General features: G+C 68.9%; 19 protein-coding genes. 11 read left to right on the forward strand and 8 right to left on the reverse strand.

The window, feature by feature from the left end; genetic code table 11:
* Positions 1-5 precede the first annotated feature (5 nt).
* Genes G6N45_RS08285 through G6N45_RS08325 form a run of 9 tightly spaced genes read left to right on the forward strand, consistent with a single transcriptional unit; the run spans position 6 to position 9,617 of the window.
* Positions 6-848: an MlaE family ABC transporter permease gene (locus G6N45_RS08285; protein WP_163721536.1), complete on the forward strand. Its 843-nt coding sequence runs from the start codon at positions 6-8 to the stop codon at positions 846-848.
* An 11-nt stretch (positions 849-859) separates the two neighbouring features.
* The gene (locus G6N45_RS08290) at positions 860-2,062 is read left to right on the forward strand and encodes an MCE family protein (RefSeq protein WP_163721538.1); all 1,203 of its coding nucleotides are present in this window, start codon (positions 860-862) and stop codon (positions 2,060-2,062) included.
* The gene (locus G6N45_RS08295) at positions 2,062-3,102 is read left to right on the forward strand and encodes an MCE family protein (RefSeq protein ID WP_163721541.1); all 1,041 of its coding nucleotides are present in this window, start codon (positions 2,062-2,064) and stop codon (positions 3,100-3,102) included. The genes G6N45_RS08290 and G6N45_RS08295 overlap by 1 nt, the downstream gene beginning before the upstream one ends.
* The gene (locus G6N45_RS08300; protein WP_163721543.1) at positions 3,095-4,153 is read left to right on the forward strand and encodes a virulence factor Mce family protein; all 1,059 of its coding nucleotides are present in this window, start codon (positions 3,095-3,097) and stop codon (positions 4,151-4,153) included. The genes G6N45_RS08295 and G6N45_RS08300 overlap by 8 nt, the downstream gene beginning before the upstream one ends.
* Positions 4,150-5,538, forward strand: a complete 1,389-nt coding sequence (locus G6N45_RS08305) for an MCE family protein (protein WP_163721545.1) — start codon at positions 4,150-4,152, stop codon at positions 5,536-5,538. The genes G6N45_RS08300 and G6N45_RS08305 overlap by 4 nt, the downstream gene beginning before the upstream one ends.
* A complete protein-coding gene (locus G6N45_RS08310; RefSeq protein WP_275996599.1) occupies positions 5,535-6,704 on the forward strand; it encodes an MCE family protein in 1,170 nt (389 codons plus the stop codon). The genes G6N45_RS08305 and G6N45_RS08310 overlap by 4 nt, the downstream gene beginning before the upstream one ends.
* On the forward strand, positions 6,705-8,423 hold the full coding sequence (locus G6N45_RS08315; RefSeq protein WP_163721547.1) for an MCE family protein: 1,719 nt from the start codon (positions 6,705-6,707) through the stop codon (positions 8,421-8,423).
* A 37-nt stretch (positions 8,424-8,460) separates the two neighbouring features.
* Positions 8,461-9,123: an Rv1363c family protein gene (locus G6N45_RS08320; RefSeq protein WP_246228920.1), complete on the forward strand. Its 663-nt coding sequence runs from the start codon at positions 8,461-8,463 to the stop codon at positions 9,121-9,123.
* Positions 9,123-9,617, forward strand: a complete 495-nt coding sequence (locus tag G6N45_RS08325; protein ID WP_163721550.1) for a mammalian cell entry protein — start codon at positions 9,123-9,125, stop codon at positions 9,615-9,617. Before G6N45_RS08320 ends, G6N45_RS08325 begins: the two co-directional genes overlap by 1 nt.
* Here G6N45_RS08325 and G6N45_RS08330 read toward each other — a convergent pair.
* Positions 9,614-11,080: an alpha,alpha-trehalose-phosphate synthase (UDP-forming) gene (locus G6N45_RS08330; protein ID WP_163721552.1), complete on the reverse strand. Its 1,467-nt coding sequence runs from the start codon at positions 11,078-11,080 to the stop codon at positions 9,614-9,616. The two genes, G6N45_RS08325 and G6N45_RS08330, sit on opposite strands and share 4 nt — an antisense overlap.
* Positions 11,080-11,244: a hypothetical protein gene (locus tag G6N45_RS27665; protein WP_162260429.1), complete on the reverse strand. Its 165-nt coding sequence runs from the start codon at positions 11,242-11,244 to the stop codon at positions 11,080-11,082. The genes G6N45_RS08330 and G6N45_RS27665 overlap by 1 nt, the downstream gene beginning before the upstream one ends.
* Positions 11,245-11,292: 48 nt before the next feature.
* Here G6N45_RS27665 and G6N45_RS08335 point away from each other — a divergent pair, with 48 nt between their 5' ends.
* Both G6N45_RS08335 and G6N45_RS08340 read left to right on the forward strand, forming a co-directional pair.
* On the forward strand, positions 11,293-12,189 hold the full coding sequence (locus G6N45_RS08335; protein WP_163721554.1) for an enoyl-CoA hydratase: 897 nt from the start codon (positions 11,293-11,295) through the stop codon (positions 12,187-12,189).
* 55 nt (positions 12,190-12,244) lie between these two features.
* The gene (locus tag G6N45_RS08340; protein ID WP_163728068.1) at positions 12,245-13,057 is read left to right on the forward strand and encodes an SDR family oxidoreductase; all 813 of its coding nucleotides are present in this window, start codon (positions 12,245-12,247) and stop codon (positions 13,055-13,057) included.
* Here G6N45_RS08340 and G6N45_RS08345 read toward each other — a convergent pair.
* The 6 genes from G6N45_RS08345 to G6N45_RS08370 form a co-directional block, all read right to left on the reverse strand.
* Positions 13,054-13,953: an NAD(P)-dependent oxidoreductase gene (locus tag G6N45_RS08345; protein WP_163721556.1), complete on the reverse strand. Its 900-nt coding sequence runs from the start codon at positions 13,951-13,953 to the stop codon at positions 13,054-13,056. The two genes, G6N45_RS08340 and G6N45_RS08345, sit on opposite strands and share 4 nt — an antisense overlap.
* Positions 13,950-14,432 (reverse strand): (2Fe-2S)-binding protein, encoded by a 483-nt coding sequence (locus G6N45_RS08350; protein WP_057149224.1) that lies wholly within the window; start codon positions 14,430-14,432, stop codon positions 13,950-13,952. The genes G6N45_RS08345 and G6N45_RS08350 overlap by 4 nt, the downstream gene beginning before the upstream one ends.
* Positions 14,425-15,300, reverse strand: a complete 876-nt coding sequence (locus G6N45_RS08355) for an FAD binding domain-containing protein (protein WP_163721558.1) — start codon at positions 15,298-15,300, stop codon at positions 14,425-14,427. The genes G6N45_RS08350 and G6N45_RS08355 overlap by 8 nt, the downstream gene beginning before the upstream one ends.
* The gene (locus G6N45_RS08360) at positions 15,297-15,956 is read right to left on the reverse strand and encodes an SRPBCC family protein (protein ID WP_163721560.1); all 660 of its coding nucleotides are present in this window, start codon (positions 15,954-15,956) and stop codon (positions 15,297-15,299) included. Before G6N45_RS08360 ends, G6N45_RS08355 begins: the two co-directional genes overlap by 4 nt.
* A complete protein-coding gene (locus tag G6N45_RS08365; RefSeq protein ID WP_163721563.1) occupies positions 15,947-18,298 on the reverse strand; it encodes a xanthine dehydrogenase family protein molybdopterin-binding subunit in 2,352 nt (783 codons plus the stop codon). The genes G6N45_RS08360 and G6N45_RS08365 overlap by 10 nt, the downstream gene beginning before the upstream one ends.
* A 73-nt stretch (positions 18,299-18,371) precedes the next feature.
* Positions 18,372-19,493: an XdhC family protein gene (locus G6N45_RS08370; RefSeq protein WP_163721565.1), complete on the reverse strand. Its 1,122-nt coding sequence runs from the start codon at positions 19,491-19,493 to the stop codon at positions 18,372-18,374.
* Between the last annotated feature and the right edge of the window lie 58 nt (positions 19,494-19,551).

The raw sequence follows: 19,551 nt of genomic DNA on the forward strand, positions 1-19,551 counted from the left end.
AGCTCGTGAGCTACGACGTCACGCTGCGGCTGCGGCGCGCGTTCCGCGGGGTGCCTCGTCTGGTGGACACCGTGGGCGAGCAGGCGCTGTTCTACGGCGAATCGGTGCGCTACATCCCCAACGCGATCACCCGCTACCGTCGCGAGACGGTGCGGCTGATCGCCGAGATGACGATGGGCACCGGCGCGCTGGTGATGATCGGCGGCACGGTCGGGGTGGCGGCGTTCATGACGCTGGCGTCGGGTGGCGTCATCGCCGTGCAGGGCTACTCGTCGCTGGGCAACATCGGCATCGAGGCGCTGACCGGCTTCCTCTCGGCGTTCCTGAACGTGCGCATCGTCGCCCCGGTGATCGCCGGGATCGCGCTGGCGGCCACCATCGGCGCCGGCGCCACCGCCCAACTGGGCGCCATGCGGGTGGCCGAGGAGATCGATGCCGTCGAATCGATGGCCGTGCACTCGGTTTCGTACCTGGTTTCGACCCGGCTGATCGCCGGGCTGATCGCGATCGTCCCGCTCTACGCCCTGTCGGTGCTCGCCGCGTTCTTCGCCGCGCGGTTCACCACCGTCTACATCAACGGCCAGTCGGCCGGGCTGTACGACCACTACTTCAACACCTTCCTGGTGCCCACCGACCTGCTGTGGTCGTTCCTGCAGGCGATCGTGATGTCGATCGCGGTCATGCTCGTGCACACCTACTACGGCTACAACGCCTCCGGCGGCCCGGTCGGCGTGGGTATCGCCGTCGGACAGGCCGTGCGCACCTCGCTCATCGTCGTCGTGACGATCGTGCTGTTCATCTCCCTGGCCGTCTACGGCGCGTCGGGCAACTTCAACCTCTCCGGATAGACGGGACATCGATGGCCAACGGTGACGCCAAGCGCAGCCACGTGAGGATCGCTGCGGCGATCCTCGCCGCGCTGGTGCTCGCCGCCGCCGTGTTCACCTACCTGTCCTACACAGCGGCGTTCACGCCCACCGACGAGGTGACGATCCTGTCGCCGCGGGCCGGTCTGGTGATGGAGACCAAGGCCAAGGTCAAGTACCGCGGCCTGCAGGTCGGCCAGGTCGAGTCCATCGAATACGCCGGCGACGACGCCAAACTGACCCTGGCCATCAACAGAGACGATTTGGACTACATCCCGTCCAACGCCACGGTCCGCATCGCCGGCAACACGATCTTCGGCGCCAAGTCCGTGGAGTTCCTGGCCCCGCAGGACCCCGAGAAGACCTCGCTGCGGCCGGGTACGCAGGTGCGCGCCCAGGACGTCCAGCTCGAGGTCAACACGCTGTTCCAGACCCTCAGTGACGTGCTGGCCAAGGTCGACCCGGTGAATCTGAACGCGACGCTGTCGGCGCTGGCGGAGGGGCTGCGCGGCCACGGCGACGACCTGGGCGCCGGCCTGTCCGGGCTCAATTACTATCTGCAGCAACTGAACCCGAAGCTGCCGACCCTGCAGGACGACTTCCGTAAGGCCGCCATCGTCACGAACATCTATGGTGACGCCGCGCCCGACCTGGTGAAGGTGTTCGACAACGCGCCGGCGATCAGCCGGACCGTGGTCGAGGAGCAGGACAACCTCAACGCCACGCTGCTGGCCGCCACCGGTCTGGGCAACAACGCGGCGGACACGCTGGAACCCGGTGCCGACGACTTCATAGCCGCGATCCAGCGGTTGCGGGCGCCGCTGCGGGTGGCCGGCGAGTACTCACCGGAGATCGGTTGCGTGCTCGAGGGCACCTCCAACGCCATCGACCGGTTCGCGCCGATCATCGGCGGCATCCGGCCCGGCCTGTTCGTCTCGTCGAACTTCCTTCCCGGTGCGCCGGCGTACACCTATCCGGAGAGCCTGCCGCTCGTGAACGCCTCCGGCGGCCCGAATTGCCGCGGCCTGCCCAATGTTCCGAGCAAGCAGTACGGCGGCAGCTGGTATCGCACACCGTTCCTCGTCACCGACAACGCCTACGTGCCGTTCCAGCCGAACACCGAGCTGCAGTTCGACGCCCCGTCGACCCTGCAGTTCCTGTTCAACGGCGCATACGCCGAAAGGGACGACTACTGATGAGCCGACTCAGTAGGGAGAACCGCATCCTGGTCAACGTCGGGGTGTTCACCGTGGTCATGCTGCTGGTGGGCGCGATGCTGGTGGTGGTGTTCGGGGAGTTCCGCTTCGGATCGGACAAGAACTACCACGCGACGTTCACCGATGCGTCGCGGCTCAAGGCCGGCCAGGACGTCCGTATCTCCGGCGTGCCGGTGGGCAGCGTCAAGGACGTCACGCTCAACGACGACAACACCGTCGATGTCGCGTTCAATCTCAGCGAGCGCTACCAGCTCTACACGTCGACCCGGGCCGTGGTCCGCTACGAGAACCTGGTCGGCGATCGCTACCTGGAGATCGTGTCCGGGCCCGGAGACCTGGTGAAGGTGCCACCCGGCGGCACGTTGACCAACACCCAGCCGGCACTGGATCTCGACGCGCTCCTCGGCGGCCTGCGTCCGGTGTTCAAGGGCCTCGACGGGCAGAAGATCAACGAGGTCAGCAACGCGATCATCGAACTCCTCCAGGGTCAGGGTGGTGCACTGTCCCAGATGCTCTCCAGCACAGCCGCATTCACGCAGAATCTGGCGGCGCGCGACCAGCTGATCGGCGATGTGATCAACGACCTCAACACCGTGCTGGGCACCGTCGACGAGAAGGGCGCCCAGTTCGACGCCACCGTCGACCGACTGCAGAAGCTGCTGACCGGTCTGGCCGAGGGGCGTGACCCCATCGCCGGGGCCATCGGGCCGCTCGCCACGGCCACCACCGACTTGACCGAGACGCTGCAGAACAGCCGGCGGCCGCTGCAGGGCGTGCTCGAGAACGTGCGCCCGCTGGCGCAGCGCCTCGACGAGCGCAAGGGTGACGTCAACAAGGTGATCGAGCCGCTGGCCGAGAACTATCTGCGGCTCAACGCTCTCGGCGCGTACGGATCGTTCTTCAACATCTACTACTGCTCGATCCGCATGAAGATCAACGGCCCGGCGGGCAGTGACATCCTTATTCCGTTCGGCGGACCGTCGGACCCGTCGAAGGGGAGGTGTTCCGACAATGGCTAGCCCCGAGGGCGGAAACCCGCTCCGCACAGGCATCTTCGGCATCGTGCTGGTGACCTGCCTGGTGCTGGTCTCGTTCGGCTACAGCAACCTGCCGTTCATGCCGCAGGGCAAGCCGTACGAGGCGTTCTTCACCGATGCCGGCGGCATCTCGCCGGGCAACGACGTCAACGTCTCGGGGATCAAGGTCGGCAAGGTCAAGAGCGTTTCGCTGGCGGGGGACACCGCGAAGGTCACGTTCACCGTCGACCGCAAGGTCCGCGTCGGTGACCAGTCGCTGGTGGCCATCAAGACCGACACCGTGCTCGGCGAGAAGTCGCTGGCGGTCACCCCGAAGGGCGCCGGCTCGGTCACGTCGATCCCGCTGGGACGCACCACTACTCCGTACACGCTGAACACCGCGCTGCAGGATCTCGGGCAGAACGCCAGCGAGCTGGACAAGCCGCGCTTCGAGCAGGCGCTGCAGACGCTCACCGATTCGCTGCGCGACGCCAAGCCGCAGTTGCGCGGTGCCCTCGACGGCGTGACGAGCCTGTCGCGCAGCCTCAACAAGCGCGACGAGGCCCTCGAGCAGCTGCTCACCCACGCCAAGCGGGTGTCCGACACGCTGGCCCAGCGGTCGGGCCAGGTCAACCAGCTCATCATCGACGGCAACATGCTCTTCGCCGCGCTCGACGAGCGCCGTCAGGCGCTGAGCAACCTGATCGCGGGAATCGACGACGTCTCGGCGCAGCTCTCCGGCTTCGTGGCCGACAACAAGCGCGAGTTCGGCCCCGCCCTGGAGAAGCTGAACCTGGTGATGGACAACCTGTTGGAGCGTCGCGACCACATCGGCGAAGCGCTCAAGCGGCTGCCGCCGTACGCCACCGCCCTCGGCGAGGTGGTCGGATCGGGTCCGGGGTTCCAGATCAATCTCTACGGCCTGCCGCCCGCCACGCTGTCCGAGGTGCTGCTCGACACCTACTTCCAACCGGGCAAGCTGCCCGACAGCCTTGCCGACTACCTGCGCGGATTCATCTCCGAGCGGCTCATCATCAGGCCGAAGTCGCCATGACAGAACAGAATTCGAGCTCCGGAAAAGGCCGCGTGCTGCGTATCGCACTGGCGGTGGTCCTCGTCGCGGTGCTGGTGTCCGGCCTGTACCTGCTGTGGCCGTCGCGCACCGGACACAAGGTCGTCGCCTACTTCCAATCGGCGGTCGGTCTCTATGGCGGCGACGAAGTGCGCGTCATCGGCGTGCCGGTGGGCCGCATCGACTCGATCGAGCCCCGTGCCGACGACGTCAAGATCACCATGACCATCGACGACGGCATCAAGCTCCCGGCGAACGCGCAGGCGCTGATCATCTCGCCGAACCTGGTGGCGGCGCGGTTCATTCAGCTCACGCCCGCCTACACCGGTGGCCCGGTGATGGCCGACGGCGCCGAGATCGGCCTGGACCGCACCGCCGTGCCAGTCGAGTGGGACGAGGTCAAAGAGCAGCTGACCCAGCTCAGCTCCCAGCTCGGCCCGCAGCAGAACTCGGTGCAGGGACCGCTCAAGGCCTTCGTGGACCAGGCCGCCGACACCCTCGACGGCAACGGCGACTCGTTCCGGCAGGCGATCCGCGAACTGTCGCAGACCGCAGGCCGCCTCGGCGACTCCCGTACGGATCTGTTCGGCACGGTCCGCAACCTGCAGGTGCTGGTGAACGCGCTGTCGAACAGCAATCAGCAGATCGTCCAGTTCACCAACCACGTGGCATCGGTGTCCCAGGTGCTCGCCGACAGCTCAACAGATCTGGACAACACGCTGGGGACGCTGAACCAGGCGCTGTCCGACGTCAAGGGGCTGCTGGGCGAGAACAACAAGGCGCTGATCGACCAGGTCGCCAAGCTGACCGATTTCACGAACCTGCTCACCGAGCACAGTGACGACATCGAGCAGATCCTGCACATCACCCCGAACGGTCTGGCGAACTTCTACAACATCTACAACCCCGCCCAGGGCACCGTCGGCGGCCTGTTGACGCTGCCCAACTTCGCCAACCCGGTGCAGTTCATCTGCGGTGGCACCTTCGACATCGGCGCCAACCCGGACAACTACAAGCGCGCGGAGATCTGCCGTCAGCGGATGGGCCCGGTGTTCAAGCGGATCGCGATGAACTTCCCGCCGCTGCTGTTCCATCCGATCAACAGCATCACCGCCTACAAGGGTCAGATCATCTACGACACCCCCGCGACGGAGGCCAAAGCCCAGACGCCGGTGCCGTACCTGCAGTGGCAGAACGCGCCGGGCACCACACCTCCGCAGGTGGGACCGGGAGCCGACCTCACCTCGCTGTTCCTGCCGACGGCGCCGAGTAATGCTGCCGCGCCGCAGAGTTCGTCGCACAACGGTGGTCCCGCGGCCGGACCGGCGCCCGGGCCCGCACCCGTACCGGCCGGAGGGGGTGGATGATGCGCAACGTCGTCAAACCGGCCCTGGCTGTCGGCATGCTGACGGTGCTGGTGTCGGGGTGCGAGTTCGGCGGGCTCAACTCGCTGAACATGCCGGGCACCGCCGGTCATGGCCCCGGCGCGTTCTCGATCACCGTCGAACTGCCCGATGTCGCGACGCTGCCGCAGAACTCACCGGTCATGGTCAACGACGTGACGGTCGGCAGTGTCTCGGGAATCGACGCCGTGCAGCGCGCCGACGGCTCGTTCTACGCGGCGGTCAAACTGTCGCTCGACAAGGACGTCAACCTGCCGTCCAACGCGGTGGCCAAGGTGGCCCAGACCTCGCTGCTGGGCTCCCAGCACGTCGAGCTCGCCGCTCCGGAGGGCAAGGCCGTGGGCCGGCTGGGCCAGGGCGATCAGATCCCGCTGGACCGCACCGGCCGCTATCCGACGACCGAGGAAGTGCTGTCGTCGTTGGGCGTCGTCGTCAACAAGGGCAATCTCGGTGCGCTGCAAGATATCACCGAGGAGTTCTACAACGCCGTCGTCGACCGGCAGGGCACCTTCACCGATCTCATTCCGCGCCTGGCCGAACTGACGTCGTCGCTGGACCGCCAGACCAACGACATCATCTCCGCCGCCGAGGGGCTGGACCGGTTCGCGGGCATCCTCGCGCGCAGCAAGGACAGCCTGGGCCGCACCCTGGACACGCTGCCCGCCGCACTCGAGGTGCTCGACCGCAACCGCGCCAGCATCGTCGACACGTTCACCGCGCTGCGGCGGCTCGCGGTCGTCGGGTCGAAGATCCTGTCGGAGACGAAGGTCGACCTGGCCGAGGATCTGAAGGACTTCTTCCCGGTGATCAAGGCACTCAACGACAACGCCGACGATTTCATCAAGGACCTCGAGTTCCTGCCGACGTTCCCGTTCCACTACCAGTACCTGCGCAAGGCGGTCCGCGGCGACTACCTCAACGTGTTCGTCACGTTCGACCTGACGCTGCGCCGCCTCGGGGAATCGGTGTTCACCACCTCGCTCGGGCTGGACCCGAACATGAAGCGGATGGGAGAGATCATCAACCCGCCGGACTTCCTGACCGGGGCGATGGCGAACCTGTCCGGCCAGGCGGCCGATCCCTTCAAGGTCCCGCCGGGCACGGCGGCCCAGCACGAGGGGGCACCGTAGATGCTGGACAAGCTCTCCAGGATTCAACTCTCGATCTTCGCGGTCGTCACGGTGCTGACCGTCGGCGCGATCTCGATCTTCTACCTGCGGGTGCCTGAGGCGATCGGGCTGACCTCCTATCAGGTGACCGCGAATTTCACCGCCGCAGGCGGGCTGTACGAGAACGCCAACGTGACCTACCGCGGGGTCACGGTGGGTCAGGTCGAGTCGGTCGGTCTCAGCGACACCGGCGTCGTCGCGCACATGCGGCTCGACAGCGGAACACCGGTGCCGGACAACGTGACCGCGACCGTCAAGAGCGTGTCCGCGGTCGGCGAGCAGTACGTCGACCTCGTTCCGCCCGCGAAGGCCGCGACGGCGACGCTGCGCAACGGCTCCGACATCCCCGTCGACCGCACCGCGATCGGACAGGACATCGCGGGCCTGCTGGACCAGGCCGACTCGTTGGTCAGCAGCCTGGGCAACAGCCGCATCAAGGACCTGTTGCGCGAGACGTTCAAGGCGTTCAACGGTTCCGGGCCCGAACTCGCCCGCCTGATCCAGTCCGCCCGTCTCCTCGTCGACGAGGCCAACGCCAACTACGGGCAGACCACCCAGCTGATCGACCAGGCGGGGCCCTTCCTGGATTCGCAGATCGCCAGCGGCGACAGCATCCGATCACTGGCCGACGGCCTGGCACGGTTCACCGGCGAGGTGGCCAACGCCGATCCGCAGCTGCGCACCCTGCTGCAGACCGCGCCCGGGGCCGCAGGCGTCGCGAGTGACACGTTCGAGGGCATCCGGCCGAATTTCCCGATGCTCGCGGCCAACCTCGCGAACCTGGGCCGGATCGGTGTCATCTACAACAAGTCCATCGAACAGGCGCTGGTGATCTTCCCCGCGCTGCTGGCGGCGCTGAACACCGTCGCAGGCGGCGTGCCGGCCGACGAGGGCGGCAAGCTGGACTTCAAGATCCACCTGAACGACCCGCCGAGCTGTTCGGTCGGTTTCATCCCGCCGACGCAGATCCGCTCACCGGCGGACACGACGCTGCGCGAACTGCCCACCGACCTGTACTGCAAGACGCCGCAGAACGATGCGGCCGTGGTGCGCGGGGCGCGCAACTACCCGTGCCAGGAGTTCCCCGGCAAGCGCGCACCGACGATCCAGCTGTGCCGCGACCCCAAGGGTTACGTTCCGGTCGGCACCAATCCCTGGCGGGGACCGCCGGTACCCCTCGGGACACCGATCGAGGACGGACGCAACATCTTGCCGCCCAACAAGTTCCCGTTCATCCCGCCCCAGGTGGATCCGGATCCCGGGCCGCCGGTCGTGCAGCTGCCGCCGGGTGCGGTCCCCGGTCCGGGCCCGGCCCCGCACGCGCCGTTCCCGCTGCCGGTGCCGCCCAACCAGCCGGGTCCCCTGCCGGCCCCGTGGCCGTACTTCGCGCCGCCCGACCAGGTGGTGCCCCCGTACGGGCGGACCCCACCGGGTCCGCCGGCGCCCGCGCCTGCCGCGCCGGCACCGGCCGCGCCGGCACCCGCGGCACCGACGCCGTCCGGCCCTCTGCTGCCCGCCGAGGCGGTTCCGCAGGCCGCCGCACCCGCGATGGCGAGCTATGACCGCAACGGGAAGTTCGTCGACCCCGCGGGCGGGACTGGCGTTTTCGCCCCCGGAGCTGACAAACTGGCGCCCGCAGAGAACTGGGTCGACCTGATGTTGTCCCCGAAGCAGGTATAGGCAGTCTTTAGTGGTTGAAGAAGTTGTGGGAGAAACTGTGCCCAGGCCCGCACGGCGCCGCGCCTCGCGGGCCGCGGGGCCGGCCAGTGGCACCGAACCCGAGAGCGTCACGGCCGTCGTCGTCGACGCCCCCACCGCCAAGGTGCGTCCGTCGATGTCGGCCGCGCCGCCGCCGCGACGTCCTGCCCATCGCGGACTGGTGGCGCTGGTGTCGCTGCTGACGCTGGTCGTACTAGCCGGCGCGGTGGCCGGAGGGGTGGCCTGGATGCTCGCCACGCAGCGCACCGAGAAGGCAGAGCTGGCCCGCGACCAGCGCTTCGTCGACACCGCGTCACAATTGGTCGTCAACATGTTCAGCTACACCCAGGACGACATCGACGACAGTGTGAACCGGTTCGTCAACAGCACCAGCGGGCCGCTGCGCGACATGCTCAGCCAGGACAACAACGTCGACAACCTCAAGGCGATCTTCCGGGACACCAACGCCAGCTCGGAGGCCGTCATCAACGGCGCCGCGCTGGAGAAGGTCGACGACGTGAGCGGCAACGCCGCGGTCCTGGTGTCGTCGCGGGTGACCGTGACCGACATCGACGGCACCAACAAGCCCTCGCAGCCCTACCGGATGCGGGTGATCGTGCACGAGGACGACAACGGACACATGACCGGATACGACCTCAAATACCCCGACGGCGGCAATTGATGGGTGATCGGGTCGCCAAGTTCATCGCGGCGCTGGGCGTGCTGCTGGCCCTCGGGCTGGTCGCCCTGGGCGCCGTCGGCGGCCGGCTGTACTGGAGCGGGGTCGAGTTGCGGGGCGAACAGACCGCCCGCGCCGAGCTGGCCCCCCTTGCCCAGCAACAGATTCCGAAGGTCTTCGGGTACGACTACCAGACCGTCGAGCGCAGCCTCAACGAGATCTATCCGCTGCTGACGCCGGCCTACCGCAAGGAATTCGAGGACCGCGCGACCAAGGACATCATCCCTCAGGCACGTGATCGTCAGCTCGTCAGTCAGGCGAATGTCGTCGGCGTGGGAGTGCTGGAGGCGCAACGCAATTCCGCGTCGGTGATGGTCTACATGAACCGCACCGTCACCGACAAGTCGCGTCAGCCTGTCTACGACGGGAGCCGACTGCGCGTCGACTACCAGAAGGTCGACGGCAAATGGCTGATCAACTACATCACGCCGATCTAGCCTGAGGTCCCGGCCAGCGCCTCCAGGAACGACCGCGCCCAGCGATCCACGTCGTGGGCCAGCACCTGCCGGCGCAGCGCCCGCATCCGCCGCCTGCCCTCCTCGGGCGCCTGGGTCAGCGCCGCCTCGATGGCGTCCTTGACGCCCTCGAGGTGATGCGGGTTGGTCAGATAGGCCTGCCGCAATTCGGCTGCGGCGCCGGTGAATTCGCTCAGCACCAGGGCGCCGCCGAGATCACTGCGGCACGCCACGTACTCCTTGGCCACCAGGTTCATCCCGTCGCGCAGCGGTGTCACCAGCATGACGTCGGCGGCGACGTAGAACGCGATCAGATCCTCGCGGGGCACGGGGCGGTGGAGGTAGTGCAGTACAGGGTGGCCCACCTCCCCGTACTCGCCGTTGATGTGCCCGACCTGGCGCTCGATGTCCTCGCGCATCGCGATGTAGCTCTCCACCCGCTCGCGGCTGGGCGTGGCCAGCTGGACCAGCACCGTGTCGTCGGGGTCGACCCGGTGTTCGTCGAGCAGTTCGGAGAACGCACGCAGCCGCACGTCGATGCCCTTGGTGTAGTCCAGCCGGTCGACGCCGAGCAGGACCTTGCGCGGGTTGCCCAGCTCGGCGCGGATCTCGCGGGCCCGCTGGCGGATCTTGCGGGTGCGGGCCTGCTGGTCCAGATCGCCTGCGTCGATCGAGATCGGGAACGCGCCCACCTTGACGGTGCGGAATCCGACGTTGACCTCACCGAAGCGGGACCGCACGCCCACGCTGCCGCGTGAGGTGTTGGCGCCGACCAGACGGCGGGCCAGGATCAGGAAATTCTGCGCGCCGCCGGGCAGGTGGAAACCGACGAGATCGGCGCCCAGCAGACCCTCGGTGATCTCGGTGCGCCACGGCATCTGCATGAACAGCTCGACCGGCGGGAACGGGATGTGCAGGAAGAAGCCGATGGTCAGATCGGGCCGCAGCATGCGCAGCATCTTGGGGACCAGCTGCAGCTGGTAGTCCTGCACCCACACGGTGGCGCCTTCCGCGGCGGTCCGCGCGGTCGCCTCGGCGAAGCGGCGGTTGACCTCGACGTAGCGGTCCCACCACTCCCGGTGGTAGATCGGCTTGACGATGACGTCGTGGTAGAGCGGCCACAGCGTGGCGTTGGAGAACCCCTCGTAGTACTCGGCGACGTCGTCGGCGGACAGCCGGACCGGCACGAGCGTCATGCCGTCCTGCTCGATCGGATCGTCGAAGCTGTCCGGATCGTCGGCGTCCTGGGGCACTCCCGGCCAGCCGACCCAGGCGCCGCTGCGTTTGCGCAGCAGCGGCTCGAGTGCGGTCACCAGTCCGCCCGGACTGCGCTTGAACTCGGTGGTGCCGTCGGGCAGGAACACCATGTCGATGGGCAACCGGTTGGCGACGACCACGAAGTCGGCGTCGCCCGAGCGGACTTCGGGGCCGCCCGGGTCGGTCATCAGGCGTCGAGTTTCGCCGGTCCGATACCGAGCATCGACAGGAAGACGCGGCACTCGTCGGCGTCGGTGGCGTAGGCGGCGACGACGCGGCGCGCCTGGCGTTCGGTGCTGTCGGCGATCGGCTCGACGTCGCCGAGTTCGGCGGGATCAGATTTGGCAGGCATACGACAACTCTAGCCAACGGTTGTCGCACGGCCGTTACTGTGCTCGATGTGGTGGACGCCGAGCAGGTGACGTACGAAACCCTCGACGAGGGCCGGATCGCGCGGATCTGGCTGAATCGGCCCGACGCGCACAATGCGCAGTCCCGCACGCTGCTGGTGCAGCTCGACGAGGCGTTCGGCCGCGCCGAGGCCGACGACGTGGTGCGGGTGGTGATCCTCGCCGCACGCGGCAAGAACTTCTCGGCCGGCCACGACCTCGGCTCCGAGGCCGCGCTGGCCGAGCGGGCACCCGGCCCCGGTCAGCATCCGACGTTCCGGAGCAACGGCGCGACGCGGTCCGGGGTCGCCGAACGGACTTACCTGCAGGAGTGGCACTACTTCTACGAGAACACCTGCCGGTGGCGGGACCTGCGCAAGATCACCATCGCCTCCGTGCAGGGCAACGCGATCTCCGCCGCCCTGATGCTGATCTGGGCGTGCGACCTGATCGTCGCGGCCGACGACGCGAGGTTCAGCGACGTCGTCGCGGTCCGGATGGGCATGCCCGGCGTCGAGTACTACGCCCACCCGTGGGAGTTCGGGGCGCGCAAGGCCAAGGAACTGCTGCTCACCGGCGATTCGATCGACGCCGACGAGGCACACCGACTGGGCATGGTGTCGAAGGTGTTCCCGCGCGCCGAGTTGGAGGACAGGACCGTGGAGTTCGCGCGGCGCATCGCCGAGCGCCCCACCATGGCCGCACTGCTGGTCAAGGACTCGGTGAATGCCGCAAGCGACGCGATGGGCTTCGCGGAGGCGCTGCGCCACGCCTTCCACATCCACGAACTCGGCCACGCCCACTGGGCGGCGCACAACGAGAACCGGTATCCCATCGGCCTGCCGCCGGAGGTTCCGGACTGGCGGACGCTCGGACCGCCAAAGCCCGCCCGCCGCGACCAGCCGTGACGTATAACTGGAACCTGTTCTAGTTAGGTCGTCGAAGGAGTCGAGCGTGGAGATCATGCTGTCGGGACGGACGGTGCTGGTCACCGGTGGGGGCAGCGGGATCGGCAAGGCGGTGGCCGCGGCCGTGGTGGAGGCCGGCGGCAACGCGATGCTCATGGGCCGCAACGCCGACAGGCTCGCCGCAGCCGCCGAGGAGATCGGCGGCGCGGTGCGCTACGAGCCCGGGGACGTCACGGACGAGGACGAGGTGGCACGCACCGTGGCGGCGGCCGCGGCATGGACGGGCCGGCTCGACGGCGTCGTGCACTGCGCCGGCGGCAGCGACACGATCGGGCCGATCACCCAGCTGGACTCGGCGGCGTGGCGGCGCCTGATCGACTTGAACATCAACGGCACGTTCTATGTGCTCAAGCATGCGTCCCGGCAGATGGTGCGCGGCGGCGGTGGATCGTTCGTCGGCATCTCCTCGATCGCTGCGAGCAACACCCACCGGTGGTTCGGCGCGTACGGCGTCTCCAAGGCCGGTCTGGACCACATGATGCAGCTGGCAGCCGACGAGCTGGGGCCATCCCTGGTGCGGGTGAACTCCCTGCGGCCGGGACTGATCCGCACCGATCTGGTGGCAGCCATCTTCATGTCGCCGGAGGTCAGCGGCGACTATGCGGCCGCCACCCCGCTGCCGAGACCGGGGGAGGCGGAGGACGTCGCCAACGCGGCGGTGTTCCTGCTCAGCGACGCCGCGAGTTACATCACCGGCCAGCTGATCAACGTCGACGGCGGCATGATGCTTCGCCGCGGGCCGGACTTCTCGGCGATGCTCGAACCCGTCTTCGGCGCCGACGGTCTGCGCGGGGTCGTACCGGACTAGCTGCCGGGCCGGGGTCCACCGGCCTCCCAGGCCGCGACCCCGCCGAGCGCCGCCCAGTCGAGGTCGCGTCCGCCGCCGGCCAGCAGCGCCAGGAAGCGGTCGCGGACCAGGCTCGCGACCGGTAGCGGCACCTGAAGCTGCTCGGCGGCGGCCAGCACCAGCCGAACGTCCTTGAGCCCGAGGTGGGCCGCGAAGCCCGCCGGTTCGAATTCCTCGCGGGCCATCAGGCCGCCGTAGGTCTGGTAGACCGGCGCGGTGAACAGCGTCGAGGTGAGCAGTTCGAGGTAGTGCTGCTTGTCGACGCCGGCCTTGGCGATCAGCGCCATCGCCTCACCCAGCGACTCGATCACCGAGACGATCAGGAAGTTGCCCGACAGCTTGACCAGGTTGGCGACGGCGGGCTGTTCCGAGAGCACGAACGTGCGCTGCCCGATGGCGTCGAACACCGGCTGGGCGGCCGCGACGGCGTCGGGGGCGCCGGCGGCGACGACGAACAGCTTGGCGGCGGCGGCCGCTTCGGGCCTGCCGAACACCGGCGCGGAGACGAAGGCCTGCCCGGCGTCGGCGTGCGCGTCGTGCAGCCGTTCGGCCAGCGCGACGCTGATGGTGCTCGCCGAGATGTGCAGGCATCCCTCCGGCAGCGACGCCAGAATGCCCGCCTGATCGGGACCGCCGAAGGTCACCGCTTCCACCGCAGCGTCGTCGGCGAGCATCGACACGACGACCTCGCTGTCGCAGACCTCGGCCGCCGTCGCCGCCGCGGTGGCACCCCGCTCGGCCAGCGCAGCGGCCTTCCCCGGCGATCTGTTGTACGCGACGACCTGATGGCCGGACGCCAGCAGGTTGGCGGCCATGCCAGACCCCATGTTGCCCAACCCGACGAATCCGATTCTCATGCCGTCGAGTCAATCACCTCCGCGGCGCGCTTGACCGCGTTGACGATGCCCTGATACCCGGTGCACCGGCAGAAGTTGCCCGACAGCCCCTCGCGGATCTCGTCGTCGGTGGGGTTCGGATTGTCGCGCAGCAGCGCAGTGATGCTGGTGACGAAACCCGGAGTGCAGAAACCACATTGGAGGCCGTGGCACTCGCGCATCGCGGCCTGCACCGGCGAGAGCGTGCCGTCGGCGTCGGCCACGCCCTCGACGGTGGTGACCTCCTGCCCGTCGACCTGGACGGCGAAGATCAGGCACGAGCGCACCGCCTGCCCGTCGAGCAGCACGGTGCAGGCGCCGCACGCGCCGTGCTCGCAGCCCAGGTGGGTGCCGGTGAGCCCGCACCGCTCCCGCAGGTAGTCGGCCAACGTCATCCGCGGCTCGACGGACGCGCGGTAACACCGGCCGTTGACCGACACCTCGACGGGGGATTCATGCATGACGGGCCTCCGTGGTCGCCTCGAGCCACGCCCGCGCCACCATCGTGGCGCCGACCTTCCTGCGGTAGGCCGCGCTGCCCTGCAGGTCGGCGGGGATGTCCTCGAGGGCCGACACCGCGAGCCGGCCCACCTCCTCGGCGGTCACGTCGGTGACGGGCCGGCCGGCAGCCGCGCGCTCGGCCGGTGTGCCGCGCTGCGGCGTCGACCCCATACCGAGCAACCCGATGCCGCAGCGGGTGACGGTGTCGTCGCCGTCGAGCTCGACCGCCACGGTGGCGCCGGCGATCGCGAAATCGCCGTGGCGGCGCGCGAATTCCTGCACAGAGAAGCCGACCCGACCGGACCACACCGGGAACGTGACCGCGGTGAGGATCTCGTCGGCGGCCAGCGTGGTCTCCCACAGGCCGGTGAAGAACGCCGCGGCCGGGATCCGGCGGGTGCCCCGCACCGAGGTCGCCTCGATCTCGGCGTCGAGGGCCACCGCGACCGCGGCGTACTCGGCGGCGGGGTCGGCGTGCGCGATCGCCCCGCCGAGGGTGCCGCGCGTGCGGATCTGGAAGTGCCCGATGTGCGGTGTGGCCAGGGTCAGCAACGGAACCGCTTCGGCCACTTCGTCGTCCATGCCGACCAGTGCGTGCGGTGTGCCCGCGGCGATGCGCACGGTGTCGCCGCGTCGCTCGATGTCCGACAGTTCACCGATGCGCGAGATGTCGATGAGGTTGTCGAAGTGGGTGAGCCGCATCGCGAGCATCGGCACCAGGCTCTGGCCCCCGGCGAGGATCTTCGCGTCGTCGCCGAGGTCTTTGAGCAGGGACAGTGCGCCTGCGACCGTGTCGGGGCGGTGATAGGCGAACGGGGCCGCCTTCACGACAGCAACCGGGCCAGTGCGGCCTGCAGATCTTCGGCCAGCACCGCGGCCGGCTCCTTGCGCCTGCGGCGCCCGAGCAGGTAGCCGGCCGCACCCGACAGGGCGGCCGCGACGAGCACCGGCCCATAGCGTTCGGCCATCGGCGCGGCGACCACCCGCAGCAGATCGACAGACTCGTCGGCGGCCGGCGCGGACGTCGCTGCGGCCGAGGTGGTTCCGCCCAGTTCCGCCTCCAGCGCGCGGGCGAACTGGGCGATCAGATTCCCCGACACGTCGGCGAGCACGCCGCGGCCGAACTGGGCGGCCTTGCCCGAGATCGCCAGGTCGGTCGAGATCGCGACGAAGGTCGACTCGCCCTCGTCCTCGAGATGGGCGGTGACGGTTGCCGCGGCGGTGCCGTTGCCGCGTGTCTCCCTCCCTTCGGCGCGCAGCACGATGCGTCCGGCCGCCGCGTCCTTCTCCTGGTAGGACGCAACGCCTTTGTAGGAGACGGTGATCGGTCCGACCTTGACCTTGACCGCGCCGTCGAAGCTGTCGCCGTCCACCGACAGCAGCGTGGCGCCGGGCAGGCACGGTGCCACGCGGCGGACGTCGGTGAACACCTCCCAGACCTGCGCGGCGGGGACGACGACCCGGAAGTCGTTGTTCAGCTCCACTGTTCGTGGTCCTTTCCTCGGCCTGCGCGTTCGATGAGGTCGACGATCGTGGCGGGGGTGGCGGGAAGTTCGGTCACCGTGACGCCGAGCGGGGCAAGCGCGTCGTTGATCGCGTTGATGACCGCGGGCGGTGAGCCGATGGCCCCGCCCTCACCGGCCCCCTTGTAGCCGCCGACACCGGGGCCGGGGATCTCGACGTGGCCGAACTCGATCGGCGGTACCTCGGTGGCGGTCGGTAGCAGATAGTCGACGAACGTGGAGGCCACCGGGTTGCCCGCGTCGTCGTACGCCAGCTTCTCCAGCAGCGCACCGCCGATGCCTTGCACGGTTCCCCCGGCGACCTGTCCCTCGACCACGTTCGGGTTGATCATCGGGCCGACGTCCTCGCTGACGATGTAGCGGGTCAGCGTCACGTGTCCGGTGTCGATGTCGACCTCGCAGATGCACACGTGAGTTGCGTTGGCCCAGTGGATCATCGCCTGCGAGGTGAACCGGGCGGTGGCCTCCAGGGTGGCCGGGACACCGCCGAGCTGGGCCGGATCGTAGTAGGAGCGGTAGGCGATTTCGGCGAAGCTCACGCTCTTGTCGGGATCGCTGCGCACGGCGGCCCTGGAGTTCGCGAGTTCGATGTCGGCCGCCTCGACCCCGAGTGTCTGCGCAGCGATCGCGAGGATCTGGCCGCGCAGAATCGCGCCGGCTTCGTTGACCGCGCCCGCGGTCATCGGGCCGCTGCGGCTGCCCTGGGTGCCGGCACCGTACGGGGTGACCGCGGTGTCGCCCTGGATGGTGGCCACGTCTTCGATGTCGGCTCCCAACGCATCTGCGGTCAGCTGCACCACCGTCGTCTCGATGCTGTTGCCTGCCGAACCTCCGTTGACGTAGACGTTGATCTTGCCCGTCGGCTCCATCCGGATCGTCGCGCCCTCGGTGGCGAGGTTCCCGGTCGCCGCCCCGGTAGGTTCGATGTAGGCCGAGAAGCCGAGGCCGAGGTAGCGGCCCTCGGCCAGCGCGTCGGCCTGCTCCTTGCGAAATCCTTCGTGGTCGAGGATCTTCACCGCTTGTTCGAACGTGTCGGCGGGCGCACAGTTGTCGTACGGCATGCCGTTGGGGTTGAAGTACGGCATCTCGTCGCCGCGCAGGATGTTGATGCGGCGCAGCTCGACCGGATCGATGCCGATCTTGCGGGCGGCGCAGTCGAGAAGCATTTCACGCGTGAGGGTTTCGTACTGCCACGGGCCGCGGTAAGCGTGCAGGCCGGGGGTGTTGGAGAACACCGTCCTGTAGGTGAAGCTGGCTTTGGGCACCCGGTAGGGGCCGGGGAAGAACATGCCGATCGCTGCGGTGGTGAGCACCGGGTAGGGCGTGGGATAGGCGCCGACGTCCTGGACGAAGTCGATGTCGGCGGCCAGGATCTTGCCGTCGTCGTCGAAGGCCATCCGGACCTTGCCGTCGACGTGGCGGGACTGGCCTGCCGACATCAGGTTCTCGCGCCGGTCCTCGATCCACTTCAGCGCTGACGGCACCTTGCGGGCGGCCAGCAGGATGCACATGTCCTCGCGCATCGGCACCACCTTCTGGCCGAATGCGCCGCCGGTGTCGCGCATGATGACGCGCACCCCCTGCGCGGGGATGCCGAGCAGCCGGGCGGCGAACGCCCGCAACTCGTGCGGCGTCTGTGTCGACGCCCAGACGGTGAGCTCCCCGGTGGTCGACGACCACTGGACGACCATGCCGCGGGTCTCCATCGGCACCGGGACGTACATCTGCTGGTAGATGTGCTCCTCGACGACATGCGGAGCCGAGGCGAACAGTTCCTCATCGGGCGGCGCGCCGCCCATGCCGCCCGCGACGTTGTCGGGGTAGGCGGCGTGCACGATCACGTCGTTGCCGATGGCCGCGCGGAAGTCGGCGACGGCCGATAGCGGTGTGTAGTCGACCTCGACGAGGTCGACGGCGTCCTCGGCGACGTACCGGCTGTCGGCGACCACGAGCGCGACGGGGTCACCGACGAACTTCACCTCGCCCTCGGCCAGCGGCGGGCGTGGGGTGTCGGGGATGTCCTTGCCGGCCACCGCATGCCATGCCTCCACGACGTCGGGATTGAGATCCGCGGCGCTGAACACCGCATGCACGCCCGGCAGGGCGAGCGCCGCCGACGTGTCGATGCCGTTGATCGTCGCGTGGGCGAACGGGCTGCGCACAAAGCAGGCGTGCAACATCCCCGGACGGGTGATGTCGTCGACGAAAGCGCCGTGACCAGTCAGAAGGCGGCTGTCCTCGACGCGGGGGACGCGGCGGCCGGCGTAGCGCGTGCTGACGGTGTCGACGGCGGTGTCGGTCACGGGGCATCACCCTCCTGAAGGCTTTGAGAGTGACGTTATCGCAATCGAGAGCGACATTTCCAGCATCGGTGTCTCACGACGTGTGGTGGATGCGTCCGTCCGTCTCGGCCAGCGGGCGGCCGCCTCCGCCCCACCGGCGGGCGATGATCTCCGCGGCGATCGACACCGCGGTCTCCTCGGGGGTGCGCGCGCCGAGGTCGAGGCCGATCGGGCTCGACAACCGGCTCAGTTCCGCGCCGGTCAGGCCGGCCTCCCGCAAGCGACGCATCCGGTCGTCGTGCGTGCGCCGCGACCCCATCACGCCGACGTAACCCACCTCGCGAAGCCGCAGCGCGACCTCGAGCACCGGCACGTCGAACTTCGGGTCGTGGGTGAGCACGCAGATCGCGGTACGGGCGTCGATCGCGCCCCGCCCGGCCTCGGCGGCGAGATAGCGGTGCGGCCAGTCCACCACCACGTCCTCGGCCGCGGGGAAGCGTGGCGCGGTCGCGAACACCGGGCGGGCGTCGCACACCGTGACCCGGTAGCCGAGCAGCGCCGCCTGGGCGGACAGCGCCGAGGCGAAGTCGATGGCACCGAACACCAGCATCCGCGGTCGGGGGGCATGGCTGGCGACGAAGACCTCCATACCGGCGTCCTGTCGCTGCCCGTCGGGCCCATAGGTCAGCACGGCCGAGCGCCCGGCCGCGAGCAGCCCTCGGGCGTCGTCGGCGATCGCGTCGTCGGCGCGCGCGGAGCCGACCGACCCCGCAACAGTGTCCGCGCCGACGATGAGTCGCCGCCCCACCCACGCCTGATCGGGGTGGTCGATGACCGTGGCGACGGCGACGGCACGATGTGCGGCGATGTCGTCGGCAACGTCCTGAAGTTGCGGAAACGTCTGCCGCGACACGGGTTCGGTGAAGATGTCGATGGTGCCGCCGCACGTCAGGCCGACGGCGAACGCGTCGTCGTCGCTGACCCCGTAGCGCTGCAGGTCGGGCCGCCCGCTCGCGACGACGTCGCCTGCGACCGCGTACACCGCGGACTCGACGCAACCGCCGGACACCGATCCGGCCACGCTGCCGTCGGGGGAGACCACCATCGCCGCCCCGGGCGGGCGCGGCGCCGAGCGCATCGTGCGCACCACCGTGGACAGCCCCGCCGTGCCGCCGGCCTGCCAGACCGTCAGCAACGCATCGAGGACGTCACGCACGAGCGCAGTGTATGCCCATCGCGGCGGTGCCGTTCGCCGACAACGTGTTTGGGAGGCG

Source organism: Mycolicibacterium psychrotolerans, from assembly GCF_010729305.1.
GTDB lineage: Bacteria > Actinomycetota > Actinomycetes > Mycobacteriales > Mycobacteriaceae > Mycobacterium > Mycobacterium psychrotolerans.